The sequence below is a fragment of the Fulvivirga kasyanovii genome (assembly GCF_009711405.1).
GTDB lineage: Bacteria > Bacteroidota > Bacteroidia > Cytophagales > Cyclobacteriaceae > Fulvivirga > Fulvivirga kasyanovii.
Map to the genome: position 1 here is coordinate 2,093 of NZ_SMLW01000550.1, position 558 is coordinate 2,650.

Consider the following 558-nt stretch of genomic DNA (forward strand, 5'->3'; position numbering starts at 1 on the left):
AAATAGCAATCGGCAAAAGCAGTTGGCCAACGCGTATAATATAACAATAAGCGCGGTTTACTGATTTTCAGTGGCAAGTTTCACATTACTTGTTTTACTTTCCAATCCATTTACTCACAGGTTTTACGCTTGTTCCGAAATGAAGACCGTTGGCAGAATGACGACCGCCAGGAAAAGGGTGACGGTGGTATTGATAATAATTGAACCCTGAAACATAAGTAGGAGCCATGCTGAATTGCCAGTGTGGCTTTTTTATTTTCATATGCCAGGGATATTAAAGCAAGTGTCGGGTCAAGCGGAATTTCTGGGGAGATCCTAAATTTTTAAATAGCAATCGGTAAAAGCAGTTGGCAGACCGGTGTAAAATGACATCATGGCTTAATCCACGGCCAGTGGATATGTTGCTCTGTGAATTATCCTTCCGGAAATTTTCGTGTATTCATTAAGGTATCATGCTTTTCATTATCTTTATTTAACAAACAGAGGCTAAGGCTACGTAAAGGTTGCAATTAAAATAAGGCCCCTGATCATAATACAGTGGAGCAATGAGGCATAAGC